This is a genomic window from Variovorax sp. 01T439_2 (assembly GCF_056398445.1).
The window spans coordinates 1-1,441 of record NZ_JBFTPJ010001198.1 but is presented as its reverse complement, the minus strand read 5'-3'; the positions used below and the strand labels follow the sequence as shown (position 1 = coordinate 1,441).

Here is a 1,441-nt window from a genome sequence, read left to right as displayed (position 1 = left end):
AGGCGGCGCCCACCTTCAATGCGAAGGTGGGCTTCCCCGTGGCCGGCGGCGATGCAGTCGATGTGCTGGTGACTTTCAAGCACCGCACGAAGACCGCGCTCGACGAGTTCATGAAGTCCCGCAACGACCATGGCGACGTCGACTCGTTCATGGAGATGGTGGTCGGCTGGGACCTGACCGATGAGTTCAATGAGGAAAACGTGAGGACGCTTCTCGAGAACCACATCGGCGTGGCCCTGGCCACCTACAAGACCTACATCGACGAACTCGTCCAGCACCGCGCAAAAAACTGAAGGCGGTCGCTCGCGCCTTCTACACGCCGGACCCCAAGCCGCCGACCGCCGAAGAGGCGGCGATGTGGGGGCTGACGCTGGAAGAAGCGGGCGACCGCGCCGCTCCAGGCCGCGCTCCGGTCGAGGTCTGGCCGGACAACTGGCAAGTCATGCGGGTGTTCTCTGCGCTGGCGACCCAGTGGCGCACCGACTCGGGCTATGCGACCGGTTTCGATTACTCCGCGCTGCCCGAGGTCTGGCGTCGCACCAGGACGCCCCCTTCCGAACGAGACGACGTCTTCGATTGCCTTCAGGTGATGGAAGTGGCCGCGCTCGAGCACATGCACCGCGCAAGGAAAGAGAAGAAAAATGGCTGATGTAATCGGGCGCGGCGTCATCGAAGTGTCGGCTGATGCGACCAAGCTGAAAGCTGGTGTCGACGATGCCAAGCGGTCTATCCGCAGCCTTGGAAAGGACATTGGYGATTCGATGGGCACGGCGTCCGCGCGCGCGTCACGGTCGATCGACAACTACGTCAAGAAGCTCCAGACCGTCGCTGCCACCAACGGCATGTCGACGCGCGAGTCTGAGCTTTACGCGCTATCGCTCAAGGGTGCATCGAAGGCGCAACTTGAAGCGGCCGACTCTGCCCTCAAGATGAACGAGGGCTACGAGCGTGGCGTAGAAATCGGCAACCGCCTGCGCGTCGGATTCATCGCCCTGGCTGCCGCCGCTGGCGCCGCGGCGGCAGCCACCTACGCCGGCACGATTGCCCTCATCAACCAAGTCGGTCACTACCAGGACCTGGCCGAGAAGATCGGCGATACAGCCGTCAACATCTCTTCTCTCAAGACGGCCTCCGACGTCTCTGGCACTTCGCTGGACACCATTGCAGCGGCATCGGTCAAGCTCACTGCTGCGCTGTCGAAGTCCGATGACGAGGCGAAGTCGGTTGGTGCTGCGATCAATGCGCTCGGCCTGAACTTCGACAAATTCAAGCAGCAATCCCCGGTTGAGCAACTGCAGAGCGTTGCGCGCGCGTTCGGTGAGTTCGCCGACGGTTCCGAAAAGACTGCAGTCGCCGTATCACTGTTCGGCAAGTCCGGCGCGGAGCTGCTCGGATTCCTGAAGGAGTATGCCGACGAAGGTCTGAATGCGGCCTACGTGAC

General features: G+C 62.4%; 3 protein-coding genes. All 3 read left to right on the top strand.

Annotation, left to right across the window (positions count from 1 at the left end):
• The coding region (locus AC1DOC_RS33475; protein ID WP_478131544.1) for a phage tail assembly chaperone at window positions 1–293 on the top strand (293 nt) is incomplete at its 5' end.
• Between the two features lie 62 nt (window positions 294–355).
• Window positions 356–649 (top strand): DUF1799 domain-containing protein, encoded by a 294-nt coding sequence (locus AC1DOC_RS33470; protein WP_478079216.1) that lies wholly within the window; start codon window positions 356–358, stop codon window positions 647–649.
• On the top strand, window positions 642–1,441 hold an 800-nt coding region (locus tag AC1DOC_RS33465), incomplete at its 3' end, for a hypothetical protein (RefSeq protein WP_478131543.1). The genes AC1DOC_RS33470 and AC1DOC_RS33465, both read left to right, overlap by 8 nt.